Origin of the sequence: Rhodanobacter lindaniclasticus, assembly GCF_004799035.1 — a bacterium.
Classification (GTDB): Bacteria; Pseudomonadota; Gammaproteobacteria; order Xanthomonadales; family Rhodanobacteraceae; genus Rhodanobacter; species Rhodanobacter lindaniclasticus.
In genome coordinates, this window is record NZ_MWIO01000060.1 from 1 (window position 1) to 26005 (window position 26005).

Genomic DNA, 26005 nt, shown 5'->3' on the forward strand with positions numbered 1-26005 from the left:
GCCTGGCCCATGCCGGCACGCATCACTACTACTACACCGACGCGCAGGGCACGGTGCTGGCCAAGGCAGATGCCAACGGAACCATCTTGGCCACATACGACTACGCGCCGTACGGCACGGCCGTGGCGAGCATGAATCCGGTGCCGAATGGGCCGGGGTACACCGGGCATGTGAACGATCCGGAGTCGGGGTTCGTCTACATGCAGGCGCGGTATTACGATCCGGGCGAGGGCGGCTTTCTTAGTGTCGATCCCGTGGGGCCGAGTCCGGGAGATCTATTTGGAATTAATCGTTATGTCTACGCGAACAGTAATCCGATCAATAACACTGATCCGGACGGGCGCTGCCCAACCAAAAGCGGCTGCAATGAAGCGATTCCATATAGCATTTTTCGGAATACTCCTGTAGGGCGGTTTGTATCCAATTCTTTTGGAAGAATGGCGGCTGTATTTTCGTCAACAAATACAAACCCGATGAGTGGCGAGGTTTTAGATAGAGGGCAGATGCAGGAGGCCAAGCTGGGCATCGTAACGCTGGTGGTGCCAGGTCCGGGTAGATCGGAAGCACTAGTAGCGGACGCCCTCAAACCTATGGCACGCGGCATAGCGGCGGAAGGGCGAGTTCTTCTGGATATGGGTCTTGCCAAGAATACTCAAGCGGTATCTTCCGCAGAGGGACGTGCGATACCAGATGCACTGACGAGTACAATGTCAGTAGAGATTAAGGACGCAGCAAGTGTGACGGCAACGAGGCAAGTGCGTATTCAGACAGACGCGGCACGTGCATCTGGGCGAGAGTGTATTTTGGTTTGCGGAGAGCATACCGTCGTTAGCAAGCCCGCCGCAGCGAGATTTGATCGAATTATTAGGAGATCGGATTTGGGACCACAACAGCCATGAGCGAAGCCATGCTCTATTTCGACGATAAGTACTTCGAGGCGGTGATAGAAACACTCTTGCGCTTGCCGCAGCCGCTGCGGCCAAGCCGCTTTCGTAGGGATGAGGGTGTACCCAAACCCAAGGATGTGATCACCGACATTCCACGCTTCCGAACGTTTCTGGACAAGGGCTTAAATGGCGTTTTCCTGTATGCCGAACGGATCAACTATGGCTTTGTCAATGCCGGTCCCGGTGAGTTCTACGTCTACGTCACTGATCTCGATGTCCAAAATGCCAGTATTTTAATGCGTGATCTTGGCAGGCTAGGCGCCAGCTTTGGCTATGCCGCCGAGATCGCCGAGAGGTACCACCGGAATCGTTTGGTAAAGAAAGCTAGCTACGGCATCGAAGAGGCTTGGGTCGGTCGCAACTGGCATCGTTATGTACCAGGTCTGTATTGGTTGACGGTCATTCCAGAGTCTTTGGCGAAGCAACATAAGGTGTCTCTGGAAATTCTGAAAAGAGCTGCGCTGACTGTCGAGGAGCCGGCACCTGGCGTATGGCTGTTGAAATTTTATGAATCTTCCGAACACTGGCTTGCGCACTCTGGAAAATTAGATCGATTGTGCGATGAAACTCCGGGGATTTTTGCTATTTCCCGTGTCAGGCCTGCCTTCGAGGAAGCGAAAACGTTTTTGGAGACGGCGGAAGTTCTACGTGCTTGGCGGTAACGAAGCAAAAGGATGGCCGAGGCCGAACACACTGATCTGCTGCGTCCTGCCGCTCTGGGAAGACGCCATTACATCGAACGAAATGGAGGGCGGTATTAACCACAGCGATGCGCGGTCAGTGCCACCGTCGATATCTATGATCTGTCGGATGCGCTGAGCCAGATGGCGGGAGCCGTCTCGCCCCAGACCCGCCGTTATGCCTACCAAATGAGCGCCACGTGGAACGCATCGGCCGGAGCCACGAGCTACACCTTGCAGTACTGCCAGGACGGCGGGACCTGCTCCACGAAATCCAGCAGCGCGACGTCGGTTCCCCATTCATTGTCGCTGGCGTGGGGTATGCCGTTTCCGTGCAGGCCTGCAATGCGAGCGGATGCTCGCCCTACAGCGCCACGGTGACGCCGACCGTGGTTCAGAATTGAGGAGGCCCCGGCATGTCGACCATGAAGATCGCGGCGCTGTGGTTGATCCTGTCGCTATGGGCCGGCCTGGCCCATGCCGGCACGCATCACTACTACTACACCGACGCGCAGGGCACGGTGCTGGCCAAGGCAAATGCCAACGGAGCCATCGTGGCCACATACGACTACGCGCCGTACGGCACGGCGGTGACGAGCATGAGCCCGGCGCCGAGTGGGCCTGGATATACGGGGCATGTGAACGATCCGGAGTCGGGGTTCGTCTACATGCAGGCGCGGTATTACGATCCGGCTGTTGGGCGGTTCCTGAGTGTCGATCCCGCTAGCCCGTCATTGGGGGATACGTTTTACTTCAACCGATACGCTTACGTTAATAATAACCCAATTAACAAGATGGACCCAACAGGTGCTTTTGAATGTAAGGATAGGCCATCTTGTGACGCAGGGATAAGGCTCCGTAGCGACTTCCTGAGAGCTCAGGGTCACTACAAGAGGAACAGCCCCGCATACAATTCTCTCGCGGCGGGCATCAAAGCGTTGGGGACCGCGAATGATGGCGGGCCCATACGCCTCATTACGGTTAATCAGCCAAATCAAACTGCACTTGGTTGGGGATCTGCCCCAAAAGGCCAGATACCTACTCTTACAATTAACCTCGCTCAGCTTAGTGTGCGGGCTACGACTCAAGAGAGGGAGGCGAACTTCGCCGCAACGGGGAGGCATGAAATTCAACATGTGATGGATGACATGGCGGTCGGTGACAAGCCTCGAGACCCAGTAAGCGAGTTCTGGCATGAAGTCCGTGGGATACGCGCCGAAACGCCCATATGGGAAGGATTGAATCAGAGTGATCCCCTTTGGGAGACTTGGACCATAGGTGGCGGGTTGAACATGAAAAATGTATACAGCGAGGCCGATTATTCGACTATTACCTACTGCCCGAAGGGCAAGTGCCCATGAAAAATCCATGGATTTACGGCGTATTATGGTGCCTTGTTTCACTGCAGGCGGGCGCATCCGATTTTTGTGAGGGTGCGGATCTGGTTCCCCTCGATCATCTTCTCAAGAACGAGAGTCATTTTCTTGACAGGCGAATTCAGACGCGAGCTGTTCTTACGACCGATGCGAAAGAGTACACGCGTCTTTGGTCATCCGAAAAATCGAACTATTCAGTCCTTACCACTGCTGACGAGGAATCAAGTGTTTACAGTCAAAAGCATAAGGATTTAGGCCTTCCACGATTCAACGTAGTCAGTGACATGTTCGAAAAGATTCGCGCTATGGAAGGGGCGTCGTACAAAAGAGACATGAGTAAAATTCGGTACTATCGGCAAGATGTATTGGCATGTGGAAGATTGACCAAAGAGCAAGGCGAAATTCGTTTTGCCTTGGACGATATTCGTATCGAGCGTTCCTATATGTTGCCATGGAAAGAGAGAAAATCCAGTGATTCAAAATAAAGATTTGTCACCACATCCTCTTGCGCCCAGTATTTAGTACTCTGTTACGTTTCCCGTGGTTGATTTTCGATCAGGGAGGCACGAGTTGGTATTGCAAGATCGGTCGCCCACGGTAGGGCATGGCAGGGCCGGTGCTAAATCATTCAAAAGGAATTTAGAGACGCCTGTCGAGTCCAACGAGTAGGGAAGTATGTGGAAATTAATATTTACAATATTGGTATGCGCCACCTGCTATCTGCAAAGCGGTTCCGCTATCGGCAAGGGGGTGCGTAGCCATGCTTGGCCGTCGCAGAAAGATGCCGAACAAACGCGCGTAATCGCGATGTATTATTCTGTCGGGACTGATGCTTTTTTCAATTCGATTGATGAGATGAAAAAGCAATCGGATTATGTAATGGAAATTAGGTGCTGGCTTGGATGTGTGCGTTACGTAAAGCGGATAGCAACTTATTTTGAGGGTGCAAGGAAGATGTCGACCTGCCCTCGGGTTGAAGATAAATATCTATTGATCGAGTTGCTCGGCGATAAATCAAGCAGCAATATCACATATCTAAAAGGCGGTCATATTTCCATATTCGATGGTAAATGCTTCTATAGTGAGAAGAGTATAGATGATTTTTTCCCTAGTCCTAATGCCTTTGAGGAAATGCTCGACAAATAGGACCTTTCGCGCCTCGTACGATTGGCGCGTCAGTGATCTTGCGCGGAGCGTTGTTGAAGGCGCACGGAGGCTTTCCCTCAAGCCTTGGCTGTCCTTGCCATGGCGCGTGATCAATGTCGACTTTACGTCGTGCTGAGAACGCATCGGATCGTTGTAATGACCCTCTGATCTCGCACGGCGTCAGCAGTACCGCTCCGCCAGCGCGTCGGTGGCCTCGACCAGGCAGTCGACGATGGCGGGGTCGGTGGCGCTGTGGCCGGCGAGGACGAAGTGCAGGGTGGCTTCGGGCCAGGTTCGGGCGAGATCCCAGGCGCTGACGGCGGGGCAGATGATGTCGTAGCGGCCGTGCACGATGGTGGCCGGCAGGTGGCGGATGCGCTCGACGCCGCGCAGCAACTGGTCCGGTTCGAGGAACAGCGCGTGGCGGAAGTAGTGCGCCTCCATCAGCGCCACGCTGACCGCGTGCTGCGGGTCCTCGAAGATGCCGCCGGCGTCGGGTTCGTGCACCAGGGTGGTGCTGCCGCCTTCCCACGCGCTCCACGCCTGCGCCGCGGCCAGGCGAGTGGCTTCGTCGGTGCTGTTGAGGCGTTGCCAGTAGGCGTCCAGCATGTCGGCGCGCTCGTCGGGCGGGATGAAGTCGCGGAAGCGCGCCCAGCGCTCGGGGAAGATCTGCCGCGCGCCGCCATCGACTTCGTTGAACCAGCGCAGTTCCTGCGGCCGGCCCAGGAAGATGCCGCGCAACACGATGCCCAGGCAATGCTGCGGATACGCCTGGCTGTACGCCAGCGCCAGGGTCGAGCCCCAGGAGCCGCCGAACACCACCCAGTGCTCGACGCCCAGGAAGGTGCGGATGCGTTCGATGTCCTCCACCAGATGGGCGGTGGTGTTGTCGGTGAGTTCGGCGAACGGCGTGGACTGCCCGCAGCCGCGCTGGTCGAACAGCACGATGCGATAGCGCGAGGGATCGAAGAAGCGGCGGTGGTAGGTCGACAGGCCCGCGCCGGGCCCGCCGTGCAGGAAAATCACCGGCAGGCCCAGCGGGTTGCCGCACTCCTCCACGTGCAGGGTGTGCAACGCATCCACGGCGAGGCGATGGGTGTGGTACGGCTCGATCTCCGGGTACAGCTCGCGCATGGCGGGGGTTCCTTTCTGTTTGCAGGAGTGCACCCGGTGCGCGATTGCTTTTCGTCATGTGACGAAAGGCTCGCGCAGCGGGTGCGCTCCCACAATCGATTGTCAGCCGAAGTGCAGGGCGTTGGTCAGGTCGCCCGGCGGCGGGCCGCCGGCGGCGATCATCGAGGCGTCGCGCAGTTTCAGGCCGGGCAGTTGCCTGAGGCCGAAGCGGCGGGTGAGGAAACGCAGGATCGAGCCGGTGTCGTAGATGGTGTGGTCGACGTGGGCGCGCCTTGCGTGCGGCGAGATCACCAGCGCCGGGATGCGCGTGCCCGGACCCCAGCGATCGCCCTTGGGCGGCGCCACGTGGTCCCACCAGCCGCCGTTCTCGTCCACCGTGAGCACCACCAGCATGTTGGGCCACTGCGGACTCTTCTGCAGCGCCTCGACCACCTGCGCCAGGTGCTCGTCGCCCGCCTCGAGGCTGGCGTAGCCGGCGTGCATGTTCAGGTCGCCCTGCGGCTTGTAGAACGTCACCGGCGGCAGCGTGCCGGCTTCGATCGCGGCGATGAAATGGTTGCTGTCGGCGCTGCTGCCGATGCCGGCGTCGCGCAGGTGCCGCGCGCGCGCCGCCGTGCCCGGGGCGAACTGGCGGAAGTAGTTGAGTGGCTGGTGATGCGGCTGGAAGTTGGGGATCTCGGGAAAATCGTCGTGGTTGCCGTCGCCGCGCCCTTCCAGCGCCAGCTGCCAGGCGCCGGCATACCAGGCCCAGTCGATGCCGGCCTCGGACAGCGCGTCGCCGATGGTCAGGTGCGTCTGCGCGGGCAGGGTGTTGGGGCTGGCCGGATCGGCCAGGCGCGGATCGCGCGGATCGTGGCTGAAGCCCGGCGCGTAGGCCGGCCCCAGCGTGTTGACCACCCAGAAATCCGGCGTGATGGCGTCGCGCGAGGCCCACTTCGGGCGGCCCTGCATGGCGCTTGCCGGCGAGTCCTCGGCGAACTTCGGCAGGATGCCGGTGGGGTCGTCGCCCTGCAGCTGGGCGATCTGGAATTTCGCCGGACCCTGGTCGGCGTGCGGGAAGAACGGCGGCTGCGCGGCCACCAGGTACTGGTGGTTGAGGAACGAGCCGCCGAACGCGCCCATGAAGAAGTTGTCGCACAAGGTGTACTGCCGTGCGAGTTGCCACAGGCGCAGCGAACTGGCCGTGTCGGCGTAGTGGCCCATCGGCATGGCGCCGGTGTTGCCCCAGGCCACGAAGCCGTCGTTGCGCCCGCCGTTGATCTGCAGCTGGTTTTCGTAGAAGCGGTGCACCAGGTCGCGGGTGATCACGTCGTGCGGCAGCAGCTCGCCGGTCGGCGTGCGCAGTGCGAACGGCCGGTTCGGCAGGCCGGTGATGGCCGACTCGTCGAGGCGGTAGCGGCGCCCGTCGACCATCTGCTCGCGCGGCACCATGCCGCTCCACACCGGCGGCAGCGTGGTCAGCAGGCTGCCGTCGCGATCGCGCTGGCGGTACTCGGGCGAGTCCAGTGCCTTGAGCGGCTGCGCCAGGCCGGGGAAGCCGGCGAACAGGTTGTTGAAGCTGCGGTTCTCCGCGAACAGCACCACCACGTGCCGGATGTGCTGCCGCAGCTGCGCATCGAGCGCGGCATCGTCGCGCGCCGCGGCCGGTGCCGGGCGCGCCTCGTCGAGGCGGCAGCCGCCCAGCGTGGCGGCCGCGCCGGCCAGCGCGATGCCGCCCAGCAAGCGGCGGCGCGCCGGGTCGAGCGGCAAGTCTTCGTCGACGCCGGGGGGCGCGACCGGTTTGTCCGTCATCGCTGGGGAGCTCCGTCAGTGCCGCGGGGCGGCCTCGTCGTAGAAGCGCGCCAGGTCGGCCTTGACCTGTTTCAGCGCGTCGACGTCGAAGTAGATCATGTGACCGGACGGATAGAAACCGTACTCGATGTTCTTGCTGATCGCCGGGTCCAGGCTGAGGTGGCCGAGGTCGAACTCGGTGGCGTAGAAGGGCGTGGCCAGGTCGTAGTAACCGTTGGCGGAAAAGACCTTCAGGTGCGGGTTGCGCCGCATCGTGTCGGCCAGGTCGCTGCCCACGTAGGGCGCCTGCGGGAAGCGCTGGTGCTGGCGCTTCCAGTCCCAGTTGCGGTTGATCACGCCGTAGTTGTTGGGCAGGTAGGCGTGGTCGCTGGTGTAGTTCAGGGCGCTCGTGGCGTACTGGTTGAAGGCGGCCAGGTAGGCGCCGGTGGCGGCGTCGCTGGCGGCGTCGCCGTCGGGCGTCTCGCCGGCGGCATCCGGGTCGATGCCCTCGAAACGGCCGTCCAGACGGCCGACCGTGCGACGCTGGTCGCGCAGCAGCTCCTTGCGGAAGCGGCTGGGGTCGATGCGCAGGTTGGCCTGCTTGATGTACGTGGTGGACAGTCCGGTGTACTGGCTGAGCTGCGTGGCAACGCGGTCGGCCTCGGCCGGCGTGATCGCGTCGCCCTTGGCCAGTGCCAGGGTGTAATCGGTGCTGGCGAACTGGCGCACGGCGGCGATGAAGCCGGCCAGGTCGGCGGGCTTGTTCGGTACCTTGTCGTGGTACCAGGCGATCGCGGCCTCGGTCGGCAGGTTGACGATGTAGCCGTGGTCGACGCCGGTGTTGGCCCACACGCTGAAGTCCAGGATCGAGGACATCAGCACGATGCCGTTGAGTTCCATGCCCTCGTCCTGCAATTGCCTGGCCAGCACCGCCGAGCGGGTGGTGCCGTAGCTCTCGCCGAACAGGAATTTCGGCGAGTTCCAGCGGTGGTTGTCGCCCACGTAGCGGGTGATGAACTTCGCGAACGCCTCGGCATCCTGATCCACGCCGTAGAAATCCTTGCCCTTGGCCTCGCCGACCAGCTGCGAGTAGCCGGTGCCGGGCGCATCGATGAAGACCAGGTCGGACTTGTCGAGCAGGCTGTACTCGTTTGCCACCGTGCTGTACGGCGGCGGGGGAATCGGCTGGTCGCCCTGGTTGGCCACCCGCACCGGGCCGACCGAACCCATGTGCAGCCACATGCTGGACGAGCCCGGGCCGCCGTTGAACAGGAAGGTCACCGGCCGGTTGGCCGCCTTGCCGTCGCCGGCGGTGTAGGCCACGTAGAACATGCTGACCGTGGGCTGGCCCTTGTCGTCCTTGATCAGCAAGGTGCCGGCGGTGGCCTTGTAGGCGACGTTGCGGCCGTCGATGCGCACGCTGTGCGAGGTGACCACCTTGCGTTCGGGCGGGATCGGCAGGGCGTCCTTCCTGGCGTCCTTGTCGGCCTGGGACGCGTTGTCGTGCGGAGCGCTGTCGGCGGCGTGCAGCGGGCCAGCCAGGCCGATGGCCAGCACGAAGGCGAGCGGGGCGATGAGGGAATGGCGCATGGTCAGGGGCTCCGTATCAGCGCGGCGGCGCGGCAAGGTCGTAGAAGCGGGCGAGGTCGTGCTTGAGCTGCTGCAGCGCCTCGGTGTTGAGATAGATCATGTGTCCCGACGGGTAGTACGCGAACGACAGGTTGCCGCGCAGCGACGGGTCCAGGTTCATGTGCGCCAGGTCGTACTCGGTGATGAAGAACGGCGTGGCGAAGTCGTAATAGCCGTTGAGCGAGAGCACCTTGAGGTTCGGGTTGCTGCGCATCGCGTGCGCCAGGTCGCCGGCCACGTAGGGCAGCGGCAATGCGCGACGCATGCCGGAGCCGGCGTGCTTCCAGTCCCAGCCCTGGATGATCTTGCCGTAGGTGGGGCGGTAGTCGAGCTGGCTCTGATAGTCGAGCTGGTCGGCGAGGTAGTCGTGGAACGCGCTGACGAAGGCGCCGCTGATGCCGGTGTCGGAGGGGTCGTACTCGGGCGTTTCGCCGGCGGCGTCCGGGTCGGTGCCGGTGAAGCGGGCGTCATAGCGACCCAAGGTGAGGCGCTGGTCGCGCAGCAGTTCCTTGCGGAAGCGGCTCGGGCTCACCCGCAGGTTCGCCTGCTTGATGTATTGCACCGGCAGGCCGGTGAAGCCGGCCATCTGCGTGGCGATCGCGTCGAACTGTGCGGCGGGCAGGTCCTGCCCCAGTGCCAGCGCGGAGGCGTACGGGCCGCGCGCCCAGGCGCGGGCCTGGTCGACAAAGGTCTTCAGTTCGGCGGGTTTGTTGGTGACCTTGTCGTGGTACCACGCGGCAGCGGCGAAGCTGGGCAGGTAGCCGACGTAGCTCTCGTCGTAGCCCGGCATGCGGATCGCGTAGTTGAGGATCGAGGACATCAGGATCACGCCATTGAAGGCCATGCCCTTGTCCTGCAGTGCATCGACCAGCGCGGCCGAACGGGTGGTGCCGTAGCTCTCGCCGTACAGGAACTTGGGCGAGTTCCAGCGCTTGTTGAGGGTGACGTAGCGCTCGATTGCGCGGCTGAAGGCGGAGATGTCCTGGTCCACGCCCCAGAAGTCCTTGCCGGTGGCCTTGCCCAGCGGGCGCGAGTAGCCGGCGCCGACCGCGTCGACGAAGACCAGGTCGGTCTTGTCGAGCAGGCTGTCGCCGTTGGCCACCAGGTGGTACGGCGCCGGCGCGGTCGCCTGCGGGCTGGCCGTCTCGATGCGCACCGGGCCGAGCGAGCCCATGTGCAGCCACACGCTGGAGGAGCCCGGGCCGCCGTTGTAGAGGAAGGTCAGCGGGCGACGCGAGGGCTTGCCGTCGTCGACCGTGTAGGCGACGTAGAACACGCTGGCCTGCGGCTGCTGCTTGTCGTCGCGGATGATCACCGTGCCGGCGGTGGCGGTGTACTTGATCGTGCGCCCGCCGATGGTGACGCTGTGCTGCGTGCGCACCGCCGTTTCGTGGGCAGGGATGCGCGGGTCGGCGCTGTCGTGGGCGGCACTGGATGCCGCCTTGGCCGGCGCCGCGTCGGCGGCGTGGACGGTGGGCAGGCCGGCGAGCGCGAGGGCGCCGGCCAGCAGCAGCGAGACGAGGTGGCGCATGGAGTTCCCCTGACGGACGAGCACAGCGTTCGAGTATGCGACGCCGGGGCCACGCGCGACCGTGACAAAAGTACTGGTCGCACTCGCGCCCGGCGGATCAGTCGCCCGACATCGCCATCGCCGCGTTCCACATCGCGCGGGTCAGTGGCCGGTTCTCGTGCGGCGTCTGCAGCACGATCAGGGTGGTGGTGCTGTTGCTGGCGCCGGTCTTGAGCAAGCGGTCGAGCACCGACTCGAGGTGGCCGGTGGACATCGCCACCACGTGCAGCAGGGCCGAGTCCTCGCCGGCCAGGCGGCGGCATTCGAGCACCTCGGGGATGTCCGCGACCAGGCTGCCGATGCGCGCGCAGGTGGCGCCGTCGCAGCGCAGGCGCACCATTGCGCTCAACGCATAGCCGAGCCGGCGCGGGTTGACCGTGGCGCGGTAGCCGCTGATCACGCCGGCGTCTTCCAGCCGCCGCACGCGCTCGGCCACCGCGGGCGCGGACAGGCGCACCAGCCGGCCGAGTTCGGCGAAGCCAAGCCGCGCGTCGCGCTGCAACGCCTCCAGCAATTGCCAGTCCTTGCCGTCCAGCACGGGTCGGCTATCGGTCGGTTTCGATTCCAAGGTGAAGACCTCGTTCTTCGTTTTGATCGGCGGCGAAATATCGCGATTCCGCCGCGAGGCATTATTCACCGGCGCCATCGCCAGGACTAGGATGCGCGCTTCCCCGCTGGAGAATCCCCCGATGGAAACCGCTCAACGTCTCGATGGCCGCGCCCTCTTCGCCATCGCGATCGCCTTGCTCACCTGGTCGTCGGCGTATGCCGCGATCGCCTACGCGCTGCCCGCGTTCACCCCGGGCGAGGTGGCGTTCGCGCGCCTGCTGATCGGCTCGCTGTGTTTTGCCGTGCTGCTGTGGGTGAAGCGCGTGAGGCTGCCGGCGCTGCGCGACTGGCCGCAACTGGCCCTGCTCGGCGTGCTCGGGCTGACCGTGTATCACCTGTGCCTGAATTACGCCGAGACGCGCATCGCCAGCGGCACCGCCTCGATCCTGATCTCGCTGGTGCCGGCCGCCACCGCGGCGGTGTCGGCGTTGTGGATCGGCGAACGGCTGGCCGCGCGCACCTGGTTCGGACTGGCCGTGGCCTTGCTCGGCACGGTGCTGGTGGTGTTCGCCAGCGGGCAGCGCGTGGAGGTCGATCCGCACGCCCTGCTGGTGCTGGTCTGCGTGGCCGTCTCGGCGATCTTCTTCGTCGGCCAGAAGGCGCTGTTCGCGCGCAGCAGCATGGTCGGCGTGACCGCGTTCGCGATGTTCGCCGGCGCGCTCGGCGCGTTGCCGTTCGGCTGGCATCTGCCGCAGGCGCTGGCGGCGGCCTCGTGGGCGCACATCGGTGCGTTGTTGTGGTTGGGCATCGCGCCGACCTTCGTCGGTTACCTGGCCTGGAACCTGGCGGTGAACCGCGCCTCGGCCTCGCAGGTCAGCAGCTTCATCTACCTGTCGCCGCCGATCGCGCTGCTGATCGGCTGGCTGTGGCTGCACGAGGTGCCCGATGCGCTGGTGCTGGTCGGGGGCGCGATCACCATCGGCGGCGTGGTGCTGGCCAATGCGCGGCGCCGGCCGGCGCCGCCGGTGGCCAGCGCGGTGTTGCCGGTGTCCTCGTGCGAGCAGCCTTGAGGACGATGCGATGAGCGTGACCGATCTCCCCGGCGTCGCCGCGCAACTGGAGCGGGCGTGGTGCTCGACACGGGTCGCCGGCATCGGCGGGGCCAACCTCAAGCTCACGCGCATGGATGCGCAGGCATACCCGAGCGAGACGCACGACTACGCCGAAGGGCTGCTGGTGCTGGAGGGCGAACTGCACCTCGAACTGGCCGGCGCGCCGCTGGTCGTGCGCGCCGGCGAACTGTGCGTGGTGCCGGCCGGCGTGCCGCATGCGGTAAGTGCAGGGAGTCGTGGCACGCTGCTGATCGTCGACAGCTGACCGGTGCGCTTCAGTGCGCCGGTTCGTAGTCGAGCCGGTGCAGCAGGATCACGTCCGGGTCATCGGCGTGTTCCAGCAGCAGGCATTGCACGCGCTCCTGCCATGCCCGACCGAATGCCGCGCGCTGTTCCGCGCTGGCCGCCGGATCGAGTGCGCCGCCGAGCAGCGGACGCAGGTTGGCGGGCGCCGGTACGCTCGAGAGATCCAGTTCCACCGCCACGCTGGCGCCGGTGTCGCGCCGGCGGACCTGCACCGCGGCGTGCTCGGCAGTGTCGGCATAGCTCAGCAGCGACTGGCGCGCGTAGTGCCCGGCGATGCCGTGGAAGCCGTTGGCGCCGGCCGCCCCGGTGATCAGGGTGAAGACCTGGCCGATCACGCCGTTGACGCCCTCGCTCTCCGGCCCCGGGATGAGCACCTCGACGCCGCCACGCTCGGCCGGGCCGTCCGGATACAACGCGCGCAACGCGGCGCGCGCCATCAGGTAGGCGCCGGCAACGGTGGGGCAGGAGTGGCCGGCCAGCCGCACCGCGTCGATGTAGCGGTAGTCGAGCAGGCCGTCGTCGGCCGCGCCCAGGAACGCCGCCAGCGGATCGCGCATCGGGATCGGCGGCGCCTGGTCGAAGAATGCCGGGGTCGCCATCATTCGTCCGGCAGGCCGGTGATGCCGAAGTCGATCACGATGGCGCCGGGCTCGCGCTGGCGGTAGGCCACGGTGAGGTTGTCGCCGAGGCGATCACGCAGCTGCGCGATCAGCGGCAGCGGGTCGTGGTCGTTGACGAAGCGCATGGTTTCGCCCGAACGCAGCACGCCGATCGCGCCGAAGATCGCGGAATGGCGGAAGCGGCGGGCCACGCCGCGGGCATCGAACAGGTGGGTGTTGGGCTCGGTCTCGATATCGAGGGGCATGACGGGACTCATGGTGGGAAAGACCATCCCAACATACGCCGCCGCCGGCCTGCAGCCACTGACCTGGATCAGGCTCGCCGCGCGAAATTCAGAACTTGTACGCGCGGTGGATCGCCACGATGCCGTTGGTGAGGTTGCGCACCTCGACCTTGCCGAAGCCGGCACGCTCCATCATGCCCTTGAGCGTTTGCTGGTCCGGGTGCTTGCGGATCGACTCGGCCAGGTACTGGTAGCTGTCGGCGTCGCCGGCGAAGAGCTGGCCCAGGCGCGGCAGAATCTTGAACGAGTGGAAGTCGTAGAGCTTGCCGAAGGCCTCGCTCTGCACCTTGGAGAACTCCAGCACCAGCAGCCGGCCGCTGGGCTTGAGCACGCGGCAGATGTCGGCCAGCGCCTGGTCCTTGTCGGTGACGTTGCGCAGGCCGAAGGCCATGGTCACCGCGTCGAAGGAGTTGTCGGGGAAGGGCAGCCGTTCGGCGTTGAGCTGGGCCCAGCGCAGGCCGGCCACCAGGCCGCGGTCGGTGAGCCGGTCGCGGCCGACGCCGAGCATGGCTGCGTTGATGTCGCCGACCACCACCTCACCTGTCTCGCCTACCACCGGATGGAGCAGCGCGGCGATGTCGCCGGTGCCGCCGGCCAGGTCGAGCACGTGGTCGCCGCGCCGCACGCCGCTGGTGGCCACGAAATGGCGCTTCCACAACCGGTGCGTGCCGAACGACATCAGGTCGTTCATCAGGTCGTAGTTGCGCGCAACCGAGGTGAACACCTGGCCGACCAGTTTCTGCTTCTCGCCCACCGGCACGTCGCGGAAGCCGAAGTGGGTGGTGGAGGCGGGCGGGGACTTCGGCTGCTCGTTCATCCCTGCAATGCTACAGCAAGCCCGGGCGCCTACATGGGACAACGCGCCTTTGCCTTTGCCTCCTCTCCGGGGAGAGGGAGCGAACTCAAGAAGCGCGGTGCCCTGTCAAAAGCGGCCCCTCACCCCAACCCTCTCCCCGAGGGGGAGAGGGGGCAAACGCAAGGAGCGCGGTTATTTCATTGAAGCGTCGGTTTGCCGTCCTGTTTGTAGACCACGCCGTCCTTCATCACGAACTCGACGCGCTGCATGACGGCGATGTCGTCGAGCGGGTTGCCGGGTACGGCAATCACGTCGGCGCCGCGGCCGACCGCGATGCGGCCGAACTGGTCGGACTTGTGCAGCAGTTCGGCGGCGTGGGTGGTGGCCGCCTGCAGGGCGAACATCGGCGGCATGCCGGCTTGCACCATGTAGGCAAACTCTTTCGCGTTGTCGCCGTGCGGGAATACGCCGGAGTCGGTGCCGAAGGCGATCTTCACGCCGGCCTTGTACGCCTTGCCGGCGGTGGCCATGATCACCGGGCCGACTTCCTCGGCCTTGCGCGCGACCTGCGGCGGATACCAGCCCTCGCGCGCCTTCTCCATCACGTACTGGCCGGCGATGATGGTGGGCACGTACCAGGTGCCGTGCGCCTTCATCAGTTTCATGTCCTCGGCATCCATGAAGGTGCCGTGTTCGATCGAGTCGACCCCGCCCAGCACGGCGCGGCGGATCGCCTCGGCGCCGTGCGCGTGGGCGGCCACGGTGAAGCCGTAATCGTGCGCGGCGGCGACCACGGCCTGGACTTCCTCCAGCGTCATCTGCGGGTTTTCGGAGCTGGAGCCCTCGTCCAGCACGCCACCGGAGGGCATGATCTTGATCAGGTCGGCACCGTCCTTGTAGTGCTGACGCACCGCTTTCCAGGCGTCTTCGGGCGAGTTGATGATGCCGTCCTTCGGACCGGGGTCGCCCTGCAGGTTCCAGCGGAAACCGTTGGTGGGATCGGCGTGGCCGCCGGTGGTGCCGATGAACTTGCCGGCGCTGAAGATGTGCGGGCCGGGCACCAGGCCGGCATTGATCGCATTGCGCAGCGCCAGCGAGGCATTGTCGTCGTCGCCCAGGTTGCGCACCGTGGTGAAGCCGGCGAGCAGGGTGCGTTTGGCGTAGACGGTGCCGCGGATGGCGTGGTCGGCCGGGTTGAGGCGGAACTTGTCGCTGTAGGTGCTCTTGCTGAACTGCATGGTCAGATGCGTGTGCGAGTCGATCAGCCCCGGCATGCAGGTGGCGTCGGTCAGCCGGGTGAAGCTCACCGTGTCGGCGGCCTGGCGGTACGGCTCGATGTCGACGGTGCCGGGATGGATCTCCTTGATGCGGCCGTCCTCGACCACCAGGGTGGTCTGGCCCAGCATCTTGCCGGCGGCCGGGTCGAGCAGGCGCGCGCATTCGATCACGCTGATGCGGTGGCTGCCGGCATCGGCGCGGACCGGCGCGTCGGCACCGGCGGCCAGCGGGAGACACGCCACGAGGGCGGCAAGCAACAGGCGGCGAGGTGTGGTCACGGTGTTCCCCCGATGATGGTGCGCTGATCCTACTCGGCGCCGTCGCGGCGCGCGGGCTCCTGTTTCGCGATGTCGGCTTCGGCGTGGCGGCGGTCGATGCCGGTGCGCCGCTCGTGTTCCTGCTGCTCGGTGTCCACGTGGCGCTGGTGCAGGTCGGACGCCGATGCGTCGTCGGGCACCACCGCGGCCGGCTCGCGATCGCCGCCCGGCGTGATCTTCAGGATCGAATGGCGCACCTCGCGCGACAGGATCACGCGGGCGTCGCGCACCAGGTCCTCCAGCGCGCGGTCGTAGTCGAGCTTGCCGTTCTCGTCGGTCCACACCACCTTGCGTTCGCGCAGTTTCTGGATGAAGCCGCGGAACAGCGCCTTGTCGAAGAACTCCGGCGCGGACAATTCGTTGAGCAGACCCAGCCGCTGCGCGGTGAGCGTGCAGGCATTTTCCAGCTCGCTGGCGGTCAGCGTGTGCGGGCCGTTCTTGGCCAGCGCGGCGATGGTGATGTAGTAGCGCTCGAACGCCTGGATCAGGCTGCGCGCGATCACCCGCAACTGGAACGCGCTGTCTTCCTGGCCCGCGCTGCGCTCCAGCGAGCGGCCGTCGTTGTTGGACTCGAGCAGGCCGCGACGGACCAGGAAGTCGATCGTCGCCTGCAGCTGTTCCTTGAAGTCGTCCTCGTCCCACGGCAGGAACAGTTCGCCCTGGATGAACGGGTAGACGATGCCGCCCAGGCGCAGGACCGCCTCGCGCGACATGCGCCGGTTGTTGAGGAAACAGCAGGCGACCCACGCCGCGCTGGCCATCAGGTGCAGCACGTTGTTGCGGAAATAGCTCAGCAGTACGGCCTTCTCGCCGCTGACCGTGAGCACGTCGCCCAGGGGGTGCTGCACCCGCTCGATCCAGCCCATCTGCTCGCCGTAGGCGATGATCGCGGCGGGGTTCATCGGGGTCAGCGTGACGCGGTCGGAGTACGGCAGTTCTTCCAGCAGCGCCTTGCCCAGGTCGAGTTGCACCAGCAGGTCGTTCTCGGCCATCGCGTGCTTGGGCGTGGCCAGCAGGGCCAGCGCCAGCAGGTTGATCGGATTGACGTCGGCGGCGCGGTTGATGTTGACCTGGATCTTCTCGGCCAACTGGCTGACCACCGCATTGAGCCATTCGGGCTTCGCTTCCGGATCGAGCCCGGCGCTGCGCCAGTCGCTGCTGGCGGCGTCGAGCAGCGGGGTCAGCTCGATCGGCTCGCCGAAGTTCAGCGCCACGTGGCCATAGCGCTGGCGCAGCACCTTCAGCCCCTTGAGCAGGCCGAGCAGGGATTCCTTCTCCTTCGGCTTGCCGCTGAGTTCGCCGATGTAGCTGTTGCCCTCCATCAGCTTCTCGTAACCGATGTAGACCGGCTGGAACAGCACCGGCCGTCGCGGCGCGCGCAGGAACGCGCGCACGGTCATCGACAGCAACCCGCCGCGCGGCGACAGCAGCCGCCCGGTACGCGAACGGGTGCCTTCGGTGAAGTACTCGATCGGCACGCCGCGGTCGATCAGCTGCGCCATGTACTCCTTGAACACCACCGAATACAGCGGGTTGCCGGTGAAGCTGCGGCGCATGAAGAACGCGCCGCCGCGGCGCAGGATCGGCCCGATCACCGGCAGGTTGAGGTTCACGCCGGCGGCGATGTGCGGCACCACCACGCCGGAGACGTGCAGCTGGTAGCTCATCAGCAGGTAATCGGCGTGGCTGCGATGGCTGGGCACGTAGACCACTTCGTAACCGGGCGCCGCCGCGCGGGCCTTGTCGAAGTGGTGCATCGCGATGCCGTCGTACAGCTTGTTCCAGAAGCTGGACAGCACGAACGATGCCGAGCGCACCACCGGATGCGAATAGTCGGCGGCGATCTCCAGCAGCATCTTGTGCGCCTTGCGCCAGGCCTTGGCGTGGCTGATCTTTTCCTTGGCCGCGTTGGCGGCGATCGCCGCGCGCACCGGCTCGGCCGCCAGCACGGCGTCGACCACGGTGCGCCGGTGCGACAGGTCCGGCCCGATCACCGCGGCGCGGATGCGCCGGAAGTGAATGCGCAGCACGCGGGCGATCTTGCGCGCGAAGCGCTCCGGGCCGATCTCGCCGGATTCCTCCAGCACGCTGCGCAGCGACACCGGCGCGGAGAAATGCACCACCGTGTCGCGCCCGTTCAGCAGCAGGGCCAGCAGGCGGCCGAAGCGGCCGACCATCACCCAGTTTTCCGAAAACAGCACGCGGAACCAGCCGGTCTCCCGGCTGGGCGCGCGGCCGACGTAGATCGCCACCGGCACGACCTGGACGTCCAGCTCGGGCACGCCCTCGAGCGAGTGCACCAGTTGGCGCAGCGGTTCGCCGGCGGCGCGCTTGCGGCTGCGCCCGAACAGCCAGCCGTCGCGGCGGGTCAGCGCGAACACGGAGCGGCGCCTACGGGTACCGGCCAGCGGCTGCATCGGGCTGGGCAAGCCGGCCTCGCGGCAGGCGCGTTGCAGGATCAGCGCGTCGGAGAAGCCGTCGCGCTCGATCACGTAGCACACCGGCACGCCCGGTTGCAGCAGGGCCGCCGGCTCGGCCGGGTCGCGACGGATGCGCACCCACGGCTGCAACAACTGGCCGGCCAGGTTGAACCACCAGGGGGCGCGGCGACGTACGGTGGAGTCCACCATTGTGGTATTCGGCATCGGGCCATTCTACCCGGCCGCGTCGCTCAATCCGTGCCGATGGTGGTCGGCGGTGCCGTGTGGGTGGCTACCCGGACCGCACGGCGGCGTGCAGGCCAAAGAAAACCCCGCGGGCCGAGGGCCTCACGGGGCAATCCGGCAGAGCCGGAAGGGAAATGGCCTTGCCCGCAAGGAATCCTCGGCGGGCGTTGGCGGAGCAAATGTTACCGGTTCGTCAAAGTTTAGGCAATACTTTCCGTTTGTTTTATATACACATGATTTTATTGGAGAATATCATTCCGTTCGCAGGGCGTCGATCTTCTGCTGCCGGCGTTCCGCGGGTGACGCGCTCCAGTCATTGTTGAACAGCGCCGGTTCCCACGACCCGTAGGTGGGGTTGGGCAGCACGAACCAGCGCCGGCCGACCCAGTCCAGGTAGGGCGCCATGGCGCGACGGCGACCGGCTGCGTTGTTGGCCGAGACCGTCACGAAGTCGCCGATCTGGTCGCCGAACTGCATCAGCACGCGGTACTTGCGGCTGACCAGCTGGCGCCGGCAGCCCTTCTCCGTACCGATCTGCTCGCAACCTTCGACGAAGGTGCCCAAGCCGAGGAAGGCCTCCGGCCCGGACACCGGCAGGCCGGCCTTGCGCAGGTTGGCCAGGGTGGCCTGGTCCAGATCCTTGGCGCGGTTGGAGATGTAGATGACGGCGATGCCATGCCTGGCGGCGAACTGGGTGAACGCGACCACGCCGGGCAGGGCGCGGGCGGTTTCCTCCTTGCACCAGGCGGCCCAGTCGGCCTCGTTGTATTCGCCGCCGCTTTTCACCAGGCGCGCCTGGTAGGGCGAGTTGTCCAGCACGGTCTCGTCGATGTCCAGTACCACGGCCGGCTTGAGGCCGCGAAGCGGCGCGGCGCGGTCGTCCCTGGCCAGCGCGTCCCAGCTCCGATCCCGCAGGGCGGCCAGCAGCTCCGCCTGAGCGTCGCGATAGGTCTGCAGATAAATCAGGTCGTGCTCGATCGCGGTCTGGGTCCACGCCACGGCGTTGAGGTTGTCGTTGGCGGCGACGGTTGCGGGCGCCGCCTGTGGCGCTGTCGTGGCAGGAGCGGAAACGACCTCCGGTGGCCGGGGTGAGGTGGCGACACAACCGGCCAGCAGGGCGAACGCGAGCAGGCTCGCGGGCAGACGGAGTGGCATGCGCAGATCCTTGTGATGAGGCGAAGCGGGCAAGCGCCCGAGTTTACGACAGCCACATGACGGTTTCGGCAGGGCTGGCAGCGACCGCGGGGTGCTGACAGACTGCCCGCTCCCCCACCCGGTTCATCCCGCATGGATTTCCCCAAGCCTGCCTTGCGCGACCCCTCGAATGCCATCAGTTACGCCAGTTATCTGCTGGTGGGGGTGGGCTTGCTGCTGGTCGTCGAGATCCACTTGTTGCCGGCGCTGCTGGCCGGCCTGCTGGTGTTCGAGCTGGTGCAGTCGATGGCGCCGCTGCTGGGTCGGCGCATTTCCGGCGATCGTGCGCGCGTGCTGGTGGTGGCCGTGCTGGCCGCGATCGTGGTCGGCTTGCTGCTGCTGCTGATCCTCGGCGCGATCAGCCTGTTGCGACACGAGCTCGGCAACCCCCGGTTGCTGTGGGAGCAGCAGCTGATGCCGTTGGTGGAGAAGGCGCGCCAGCAGTTGCCGCCGGTCCTGGTCAACAACCTGCCCGACAGCGTCGACGATCTGCGGGTGGGCGCGATCGAGCTCGCGCGCAAGCATGCCGGCACCCTGCAACTGGCCGGCAAGGGCGCGGTCCGGGTACTCGTGCACATCCTCATCGGCCTGGTGATGGGCGCAATCGTGGCGCTCGGCCGGGCACGGCCGGCGCACGAGATGGGTCCGCTGGCGGCGGCACTGAGCCTGCGTTGCCTGCGGCTGGCGCAGGGGTTCCACAACATCGTGTTCGCGCAGATCAAGATCTCGCTGATCAACACCGTGTTCACCGCGATCTTCCTGCTCGGCGTGCTGCCGCTGCTCGGCGTCCACGTGCCGCTGGCCAAGACACTGGTGGTGGCGACCTTCATCGTCGGCCTGCTGCCGGTGATCGGCAACCTGATCTCCAATACCGCCATCACCATCGCCGGGCTGTCGGTGTCGCTGGGCGTGGGCATCGCCGCGCTGGCGTTCCTGATCCTGATCCACAAGTTCGAGTACTTCCTCAATGCCCGCATCGTCGGCACCCAGATCCGCGCCCGCGCCTGGGAACTGCTGCTGGCGATGCTGCTGATGGAGGCCGCCTTCGGCCTGCCCGGTGTGATCGCCGCGCCGATCTACTACGCCTACCTGAAGCTGGAGCTGGAGGCGTGGGGGCTGGTGTGAAAACCGGTTGCCGGGGCCGCGCGCCGGAGAGGTGCTCCACGTCCATGGCCTGAAGCCGGTCGGCTGTCCGCCGGTGCCGTGTCCCGAGGTGCTGCCGCATGTCCCGTATGACCGGTCGGCTCGCCTGTCGCAGAAACTTGGCAAACACGCGCTATTACTTGCGATTTCCGTGGCTGCAAGCAAGCCGCAGGAAGTTGCAGGGTGGCTTGCATAAAGCACGGAGCTCCAGTTACCTTCTCTGAACCGCAAATTAATACGTTCGAAACATTTTGCGTCGCTCACTGGGGAGGGGAGAATCATGGGGAATTGCGTGCAACCAAGGCTTCGACGTCTACCGCTGGCCATCGCAGTGGTCGCGGCATTTCAGTTGGCACCTGCCTTTGCGCAGGATCAGGCACCCGCGACGGGCGCCAGCCAAACGAGCAGCGCGGATCAAGCCGAGAAGAAAGATGTCAAGCAGCTTGAATCCGTGATGGTCACGGGCACGTTGCTCAAGCGGCCGGAATACCAGGAAATGGTGCCGGTGCAGTCCATCAGCATCGAGGCCAACCAGGCGGCCGGTTCGTTCGGCACGGTGAACCTGTTGCAGACGGCCGCCGTGGCCATGGGTTCCACCCAGATCAACAACCAGTTCAGCGGTTTCGTGGTGGGCGGCGGCACCGGCATCCAGACGATCGACCTGCGCGGCCTCGGCGCCAACCGCACGCTCGTGTTGCTGGACGGCCAGCGTCCGGGTCCGGCCGGCGTGCAGGGCCAGACCGGCTCGGGCTTCGACCTCAACGTCGTGCCCGAGGTCATCCTGGGGAACATCGAGATCGTCAAGGACGGTTCGTCCTCGATCTACGGCTCCGACGCCATTTCCGGCGTGGTCAACATGATCACCAAGAAGCGCATCGACGGCACGCACATGGAGGCGTTCTGGGGCGTGCCGCAGCATGGCGGCGGCCAGCAGGCCAGCACCTCGATCGCCACCGGCTTCAACTTCGACAAGGGCAACATCGTGTTGGCCGCGCAAGTCCAGGAGCAGTTCCCGTTGGCACTTGGCGATCGCGACTTCCTGAGCTGCAGCCAAGACATGGTCTATGGCACGAACGGCCAGCGCATCGATCGCGAGGACCGCTCCATCCTGCGGGGCACGAAGTACGCGGGCTGCAACAACATGTTGCAGAACGAAGTGATCGCATACTGGTCGGGCACCCGCTACGTACCCTCAGGGGATGGCAGCACCACCGGCCCGCTGCCGGGCATGCGCCCGGTCACCCGCGGCACCTACGCCAATGGCGGCCAGGCGTACTACGAGGAGGTGCTCAACTCGCCCTTCTACGACCAGGCCTGGGCGATCAACAAGAACCGCAACACCAGCGGTTACGCGAGCAGCCACTTCACGTTCGGCGAGGTGACCTGGGACAACCAGCTCCTGGTCAACCGTCGCGTCACCAAGACCAAGGGCTGGCGTCAGTTCTTCCCGCTGGTCTACCACCCGGTGCCGGTGGGCAGCCCTGACGATGCCAGCGAAGCGTTTGGTTACCCGGCGGACGAGCCCCAAGGCATCGGCCTGTACCAGACGGTGATGCCGTACACCTCCAATGACACGGTCATCAACGACTATTTCTACTTCCGGACCGGCCTCGAGGGCGGCTTCGGCAACAGCAGCTGGGACTGGCACGCCAACGGCACCTATTCGCGCAGCGGCGGCTATTACAGCCACATGGGCATCGACACCCGGGTCAGCGGCGACCTCGGCAAGGCAGCCAATGAAATGCCCGGACTCAGCACGCCGGTCGACTACTTCGACCCCGGCTTCCTGAACGGCGACCGGATGGGCGAGCTGATCGATGCCGTGGGCCTGCCCACCCGCGGCCACACGGTGTACAAGCAGGCGACGGCCAATGCGCTGGCGGCCGGCAACCTGTTCACCCTGCCGGCCGGCGACGTCTCCGCCGCCGTCGGCGCCGAGTTCCGTCGCTACGACATCAACGACACTCCCGATGCCAACAACGCGGCCGGCTACGAGTGGGGCTACTCGTCGGCGCAGGTGACCAAGGGCAGCGACAACGTCAAGGAGGTATTCGGCGAAGTGGGTGTGCCGATCCTGAGCGGCCTGCCGGGCATCGAATCGCTGACCGCGGACGTTTCCGGGCGCATGTTCAAGTACCAGAGCGTGGGCGACTGGTCCAAGGTCTGGAAATACGGACTGGTCTGGCAGATCACGCCCACCTTCCGTGCCCGTGGCACGATCGGCACCTCCTACCGCGCCCCGCAGCTGTATGAGCTGTACCTGGGCAACCAGTCCGGGTTCCTGGACCAGCTCAGCATTGATCCGTGCATCCGTTGGGAGGACAGCACCAACGATTTCATCCGGGCCAACTGCGCGGCGATCGGCATCCCGGGGAACTACGCATCGACCGGCAATTCGTCCGCGGAAATCTTCACCGGCGGCGGCAAGGGCTTCCTGACGCCGGAGACCTCCCGCGCCAAGTCGGCCGGCCTGGTGTGGACGCCTTCGTTCGCCAACCTCAGCCTGGCGGTCGACTACTTCGACTACCACATCGAGGGCGAGATCGGCACGCTCGGTGCGAGCGACATCATCCTCGGCTGCTATGGCGCCCAGGTCTTCCCGAACAACTTCTGCGACCTGTTCCACCGCAATCCGGGTACCGGCGGCGAAGCGTTCAAGATCACCGACATCCACGCCACCTTCATCAACATCAACAGCCAGCGGCAGCGTGGCTACGACCTGCAGGCGAACTTCAGCCAGGACTACTCGTTCGGCACGATCAAGGCCGCCGCCCAGGTGGTGTACACGATCGAGGACATCACCCAGCTGTTCAGCTCGGCGGAAGCCAGCGGCTTCGAGAGTTCGAACCGCATCGGTTACGTCGGCAACCCGCAGTGGGTCGGATTGTTCAATGCCAGCTACAAGCGCGGCGACTGGACCGTGTCCTGGCAGGGGCAGTACTTCGGCACCACCAGGAACCGGGACATCTCCGATACCTTCACCTACCAGGGCTATACGGGCGCCTTCCGCGACATCAAGGCCGATTCGCAGTTCCTGCATGACCTCTCGCTCACCTACGACCGTGACAGCTGGAGCGTCATGTTCGGCGTGCGCAACGTGCTGGACAAGGAGCCTGACCTGATCTCCGCCGGCGTGGGCACGCGCGTGGGCAACACCCCGCTCTACGCCTCGCAGTACGACTGGTTCGGTCGCACGTTCTTTGCCCGTGCAAACTACAAGTTCTGAGCGGTTGGACTCGTAGCACTTGGGGAGGCGACGTCATGTCGCCTCCCCCTTCCTTTTTTTGGTGTGCGCCCATGCGCGCACACCTGGTTCCGCCGCCGGCCCGTCCCACGGACCCGTGTTTCCATCGCGGTTGCGCAGCCCTCCGCGGGCAGGCGTGCATCGCGGAGATGGCGGGAACCGAATGCACATGGAGTAGACAGACATGCGACGCGCATACATGCGGTCTTTGCTTTGCGGATTGCTGGCGACGGCCCTCGGTGGAAATCTCGCGCACGCCTCCGCGCCCATTGCCATCGAGGATCTGGCCCGCGAACCCGCGCTGCAGTCGGTGAGCATGAGTCCGGACGGCAAGCACCTGGTCGGCCTGATCCCTTCACCCACCAACAAGGACGAGACGGCACTGGCGACGTGGGACCTGAACGCCCTGACCGCCGCGCCGAAGGTGGTCACCCCGTCGGGCGACCACATGAAGTTCATCGGGGCGTTCGCCCTGAAGTCCGACAAGATTCTCGCCATCGCCCGCCAGGAATGGACCGGCCAGCTGGGCGGCTGCGGCGAGGGCAAGGTGGTGGGCGCCACCAAGACCTTCGTGACCAAGACCTACCTGACCGGCGCCGCGCAGAAGAAGTTCGATGAGGCCTTCGAGCGCAAGTCGGTCCGCCTGGGCAGCCGCAACACGGATGTCTGCCTGGAGCTGGCCGGTACGGCGTCGCTGGTCGACATGCTGCCGCTGGACCCGGACAACGTGATCATCCGGCGGCTGAGCGGCGTGAGCCTGATGACCAATTACTATCGCTACAACCTCAAGACGGGCGATGTGGAGTTGCTGTTCAACGGCAGCACACGCACCACGCCTGCGTTGTTCGACTCCCGTACCGGCAAGGTGCTGGTCAAGGCGGAGATCGAACCGGTGGGAGGCGACTACGAGCAGCGTTTCCTGATCCTCAACCCGAAAAGCGGGCAGTTCGAGGTGGAGGCCCCGCTGACGACGAAGCTCTCCAAGCGGCACGAGATGGACGTGGTCGGCGTGGACGACGCCACCGGCAAGTACTACGTGCTGACCGACCAGTTCTCGGACAAGGTGCAGGTGCGCCTGTACGACGCGGTCACGCACAAGTTCGATGCGGAACCCGCGGTGGCCGACAAGGATTACTCCATCATGGGCCTGCTGTTCAGCAAGCGGCCGGAGAACTTCAACCAGGTGGTGGGCTTCGTCATCGGCGGCCCCTATCCGCAGACCATCTATGTCGATCCGACCCTCAAGGGCATCCAGGCCAGCCTCGCCAAGGTGTTCCCCGACCAGCAGGTGCATATCTCCAGCTATACGAACGATTTCTCAAAGGTGCTGTTCACCACCGAGAACGCGAGTACCCCGGCGGCCTACCACTTGCTGCTGGACAGGAAACAGGTCAAGACGCTGGGCAGCACCCGCCCCTGGCTCAAGCCCGGCATGACCGGGGAGGAGCGCTGGGTTTCCTACAAGGCGCGCGACGGGCTGGAGATCCCCGCGATCCTGGATCTGCCGGCAGGCTGGAAGAACGGTGACGCGCCCGCGCCGGCGATCATCATGCCCCACGGCGGCCCCTGGGCCCGCGATTACACCGGCTGGGATGCCAGCGGCTGGGTGCCGATGCTCACCTCGCGCGGCTACGCGGTACTGCGCCCGCAGTATCGCGGCTCGCAAGGGCTGGGTCGCGAACTCTGGCTCGCGGGCGATGCCCAGTGGGGCCTGAAGATGTCCGACGACCTCGATGACGGCGCGGCATGGCTGGTTTCGCAAGGCATCACCAGCAAGGGCGACATCGCCATCTTCGGTTACTCCTATGGCGGCTTTGCCGCGGTGGCAGCGACCGTGCGCTCGCCCTCGCCCTACCAGTGCGCCATTGCGGGCGCGCCGGTGGCCGACCTGGGCCGGCTCAACACCTCGTGGAGCGACAGCCGCCTCCAACGCATCCTGCAGGGCAAGACGGTCAAGGGCATGGACCCGATGAACAACGCCGACAAGGCGCACCTGCCGATCATGCTGTTCGATGGCGACCGTGACGTGCGGACGCCGCCGGCCATCCACGCGCGCCCGTTCTACGAGGCGGTCAAGGACAAGGTCCCGGCCCAGTACCACTCGATCGCGAACATGCCGCACAGCATGCCGTGGTATCCCAGCCAGCAGCGCGAGACGCTCAGGCTGATCGAGAATTTCCTGGCCAAGGACTGCGGCCTGGCTCGCCAGTAGCGGAAATCGGACGGCGCCATCCTTGCGGGTGG

The 26005-nt window shown here is 65.2% G+C and carries 21 protein-coding genes; 10 read left to right on the top strand and 11 right to left on the bottom strand.

From position 1 onward, the window contains the following. The 5 genes from B1991_RS16115 to B1991_RS16135 form a co-directional block, all read left to right on the top strand. A partial coding sequence (locus B1991_RS16115; protein ID WP_168709687.1) for an RHS repeat-associated core domain-containing protein occupies positions 1-899 on the top strand: 899 nt, incomplete at its 5' end. Then, a complete protein-coding gene (locus tag B1991_RS16120) occupies positions 896-1609 on the top strand; it encodes a hypothetical protein (RefSeq protein ID WP_136259700.1) in 714 nt (237 codons plus the stop codon). The genes B1991_RS16115 and B1991_RS16120, both read left to right, overlap by 4 nt. A 434-nt stretch (positions 1610-2043) precedes the next feature. Beyond that, positions 2044-2988 (top strand): RHS repeat-associated core domain-containing protein, encoded by a 945-nt coding sequence (locus B1991_RS16125; RefSeq protein ID WP_136259701.1) that lies wholly within the window; start codon positions 2044-2046, stop codon positions 2986-2988. Continuing rightward, positions 2985-3488, top strand: a complete 504-nt coding sequence (locus B1991_RS16130) for a hypothetical protein (RefSeq protein WP_136259702.1) — start codon at positions 2985-2987, stop codon at positions 3486-3488. Before B1991_RS16125 ends, B1991_RS16130 begins: the two co-directional genes overlap by 4 nt. Before the next feature lie 190 nt (positions 3489-3678). Beyond that, on the top strand, positions 3679-4149 hold the full coding sequence (locus B1991_RS16135) for a hypothetical protein (RefSeq protein ID WP_136259703.1): 471 nt from the start codon (positions 3679-3681) through the stop codon (positions 4147-4149). A 180-nt stretch (positions 4150-4329) separates the two neighbouring features. On the opposite strand, the gene pip is transcribed toward B1991_RS16135, so the two are convergent. The 5 genes from pip to B1991_RS16160 form a co-directional block, all read right to left on the bottom strand. Then, a complete protein-coding gene (pip, locus tag B1991_RS16140; RefSeq protein WP_136259704.1) occupies positions 4330-5283 on the bottom strand; it encodes a prolyl aminopeptidase in 954 nt (317 codons plus the stop codon). A 102-nt stretch (positions 5284-5385) separates the two neighbouring features. After that, a complete protein-coding gene (gene acpA / locus B1991_RS16145) occupies positions 5386-7074 on the bottom strand; it encodes an acid phosphatase (protein WP_136259705.1) in 1689 nt (562 codons plus the stop codon). A 15-nt stretch (positions 7075-7089) separates the two neighbouring features. Beyond that, positions 7090-8643 (bottom strand): S10 family peptidase, encoded by a 1554-nt coding sequence (locus tag B1991_RS16150; protein WP_136259706.1) that lies wholly within the window; start codon positions 8641-8643, stop codon positions 7090-7092. A 16-nt stretch (positions 8644-8659) separates the two neighbouring features. Beyond that, the gene (locus B1991_RS16155; protein WP_136259707.1) at positions 8660-10213 is read right to left on the bottom strand and encodes a S10 family peptidase; all 1554 of its coding nucleotides are present in this window, start codon (positions 10211-10213) and stop codon (positions 8660-8662) included. 97 nt (positions 10214-10310) lie between these two features. Further along, positions 10311-10820 carry an Lrp/AsnC family transcriptional regulator gene (locus tag B1991_RS16160; RefSeq protein ID WP_246031213.1) on the bottom strand — a complete coding sequence of 170 codons (510 nt, stop codon included), beginning with the start codon at positions 10818-10820 and terminating at the stop codon, positions 10311-10313. Between the two features lie 121 nt (positions 10821-10941). Between B1991_RS16160 and B1991_RS16165 the strand changes: the two genes are divergently transcribed. Then, entirely contained in the window at positions 10942-11871 is a 930-nt protein-coding gene (locus B1991_RS16165) for a DMT family transporter (protein ID WP_136259709.1), read from the top strand. Between the two features lie 10 nt (positions 11872-11881). Continuing rightward, entirely contained in the window at positions 11882-12178 is a 297-nt protein-coding gene (locus tag B1991_RS16170) for a cupin domain-containing protein (RefSeq protein ID WP_136259710.1), read from the top strand. 10 nt (positions 12179-12188) lie between these two features. Here B1991_RS16170 and B1991_RS16175 read toward each other — a convergent pair whose 3' ends face one another. The 6 genes from B1991_RS16175 to B1991_RS16200 form a co-directional block, all read right to left on the bottom strand. Continuing rightward, positions 12189-12818 (bottom strand): hypothetical protein, encoded by a 630-nt coding sequence (locus B1991_RS16175; RefSeq protein WP_136259711.1) that lies wholly within the window; start codon positions 12816-12818, stop codon positions 12189-12191. Further along, positions 12818-13084 (bottom strand): DUF2249 domain-containing protein, encoded by a 267-nt coding sequence (locus tag B1991_RS16180; RefSeq protein WP_136259712.1) that lies wholly within the window; start codon positions 13082-13084, stop codon positions 12818-12820. Before B1991_RS16180 ends, B1991_RS16175 begins: the two co-directional genes overlap by 1 nt. 88 nt (positions 13085-13172) lie before the next feature. After that, the gene (gene ubiE / locus B1991_RS16185) at positions 13173-13940 is read right to left on the bottom strand and encodes a bifunctional demethylmenaquinone methyltransferase/2-methoxy-6-polyprenyl-1,4-benzoquinol methylase UbiE (RefSeq protein ID WP_136259713.1); all 768 of its coding nucleotides are present in this window, start codon (positions 13938-13940) and stop codon (positions 13173-13175) included. A 176-nt stretch (positions 13941-14116) separates the two neighbouring features. Beyond that, positions 14117-15475 carry a metal-dependent hydrolase family protein gene (locus B1991_RS16190; protein WP_136259714.1) on the bottom strand — a complete coding sequence of 453 codons (1359 nt, stop codon included), beginning with the start codon at positions 15473-15475 and terminating at the stop codon, positions 14117-14119. Between the two features lie 29 nt (positions 15476-15504). Further along, positions 15505-18159 (bottom strand): glycerol-3-phosphate 1-O-acyltransferase PlsB, encoded by a 2655-nt coding sequence (gene plsB, locus B1991_RS16195; RefSeq protein ID WP_136259715.1) that lies wholly within the window; start codon positions 18157-18159, stop codon positions 15505-15507. A 273-nt stretch (positions 18160-18432) separates the two neighbouring features. Continuing rightward, positions 18433-19335, bottom strand: coding sequence for a 5'-nucleotidase, lipoprotein e(P4) family (locus tag B1991_RS16200; RefSeq protein WP_136259716.1), 903 nt, complete (start codon positions 19333-19335; stop codon positions 18433-18435). A 132-nt stretch (positions 19336-19467) separates the two neighbouring features. Between B1991_RS16200 and B1991_RS16205 the strand changes: the two genes are divergently transcribed. The 3 genes from B1991_RS16205 (at position 19468) to B1991_RS16215 (ending at position 25973) form a co-directional block, all read left to right on the top strand. After that, the gene (locus B1991_RS16205) at positions 19468-20499 is read left to right on the top strand and encodes an AI-2E family transporter (RefSeq protein WP_136259717.1); all 1032 of its coding nucleotides are present in this window, start codon (positions 19468-19470) and stop codon (positions 20497-20499) included. A gap of 472 nt (positions 20500-20971) precedes the next feature. Beyond that, a complete protein-coding gene (locus B1991_RS16210) occupies positions 20972-23743 on the top strand; it encodes a TonB-dependent receptor domain-containing protein (protein ID WP_342773792.1) in 2772 nt (923 codons plus the stop codon). Between the two features lie 217 nt (positions 23744-23960). After that, a complete protein-coding gene (locus tag B1991_RS16215) occupies positions 23961-25973 on the top strand; it encodes an alpha/beta hydrolase family protein (protein ID WP_246031214.1) in 2013 nt (670 codons plus the stop codon). The last annotated feature ends 32 nt before the right edge of the window (positions 25974-26005 follow it).

Bases quoted from the DNA above. Each gene is read 5' to 3' on its own strand.
- B1991_RS16215 (WP_246031214.1), top strand. From the start codon at position 23,961: ATGCGGTCTTTGCTTTGCGGATTGCTGGCGACGGCCCTCGGTGGAAAT.
- B1991_RS16120 (WP_136259700.1), top strand. From the start codon at position 896: ATGAGCGAAGCCATGCTCTATTTCGACGATAAGTACTTCGAGGCGGTG.
- B1991_RS16175 (WP_136259711.1), bottom strand. From the start codon at position 12,818: ATGGCGACCCCGGCATTCTTCGACCAGGCGCCGCCGATCCCGATGCGC.
- acpA (WP_136259705.1), bottom strand. From the start codon at position 7,074: ATGACGGACAAACCGGTCGCGCCCCCCGGCGTCGACGAAGACTTGCCG.
- B1991_RS16180 (WP_136259712.1), bottom strand. From the start codon at position 13,084: ATGCCCCTCGATATCGAGACCGAGCCCAACACCCACCTGTTCGATGCC.
- B1991_RS16150 (WP_136259706.1), bottom strand. From the start codon at position 8,643: ATGCGCCATTCCCTCATCGCCCCGCTCGCCTTCGTGCTGGCCATCGGC.
- B1991_RS16170 (WP_136259710.1), top strand. From the start codon at position 11,882: ATGAGCGTGACCGATCTCCCCGGCGTCGCCGCGCAACTGGAGCGGGCG.
- B1991_RS16165 (WP_136259709.1), top strand. From the start codon at position 10,942: ATGGAAACCGCTCAACGTCTCGATGGCCGCGCCCTCTTCGCCATCGCG.
- B1991_RS16210 (WP_342773792.1), top strand. From the start codon at position 20,972: ATGGTCACGGGCACGTTGCTCAAGCGGCCGGAATACCAGGAAATGGTG.
- B1991_RS16125 (WP_136259701.1), top strand. From the start codon at position 2,044: ATGTCGACCATGAAGATCGCGGCGCTGTGGTTGATCCTGTCGCTATGG.
- B1991_RS16200 (WP_136259716.1), bottom strand. From the start codon at position 19,335: ATGCCACTCCGTCTGCCCGCGAGCCTGCTCGCGTTCGCCCTGCTGGCC.
- pip (WP_136259704.1), bottom strand. From the start codon at position 5,283: ATGCGCGAGCTGTACCCGGAGATCGAGCCGTACCACACCCATCGCCTC.
- B1991_RS16205 (WP_136259717.1), top strand. From the start codon at position 19,468: ATGGATTTCCCCAAGCCTGCCTTGCGCGACCCCTCGAATGCCATCAGT.
- plsB (WP_136259715.1), bottom strand. From the start codon at position 18,159: ATGCCGAATACCACAATGGTGGACTCCACCGTACGTCGCCGCGCCCCC.
- B1991_RS16130 (WP_136259702.1), top strand. From the start codon at position 2,985: ATGAAAAATCCATGGATTTACGGCGTATTATGGTGCCTTGTTTCACTG.
- B1991_RS16155 (WP_136259707.1), bottom strand. From the start codon at position 10,213: ATGCGCCACCTCGTCTCGCTGCTGCTGGCCGGCGCCCTCGCGCTCGCC.
- ubiE (WP_136259713.1), bottom strand. From the start codon at position 13,940: ATGAACGAGCAGCCGAAGTCCCCGCCCGCCTCCACCACCCACTTCGGC.
- B1991_RS16135 (WP_136259703.1), top strand. From the start codon at position 3,679: ATGTGGAAATTAATATTTACAATATTGGTATGCGCCACCTGCTATCTG.